Genomic DNA, 287 nt, shown 5'->3' with positions numbered 1-287 from the left:
GCCTCGCCCGCACACACAGCGGCCAGAAGATCCTGCTCGGCCTGCAGTCCTTTTTCGACACAGATATCGATGATCGGGTCTGACATGCGAACGCTCTGGCTCCTGCTACGTGTGGAACAGTCAGTCGAGTGTCGAGCCGCTTACAGGTGCTCCGCGCTCAGGGAAGAACAGGCGCTGCTGTTCCGTACCTGGATGTTCAGCACGCATGAACGCCTCACCGACCAGAAACGCATACACATCACTGATTTCCATCAATTCGACATCGGCGCGATTGAGAATGCCGCTTT

General features: G+C 56.8%; 2 pseudogenes. Both read right to left on the bottom strand.

What is annotated here, in order from left to right:
- Nucleotides 1-86, bottom strand: a pseudogene (locus EE949_RS22390) (lipoate--protein ligase family protein); the annotation flags it as partial.
- 34 nt (nucleotides 87-120) lie between these two features.
- Nucleotides 121-287, bottom strand: a pseudogene (trpC, locus tag EE949_RS22385) (indole-3-glycerol phosphate synthase TrpC); the annotation flags it as partial.

Source organism: Pseudomonas viridiflava (assembly GCF_900602065.1).
Taxonomy (GTDB): Bacteria; Pseudomonadota; Gammaproteobacteria; order Pseudomonadales; family Pseudomonadaceae; genus Aquipseudomonas.
This window is presented reverse-complemented; position numbering and strand designations above follow the sequence as displayed.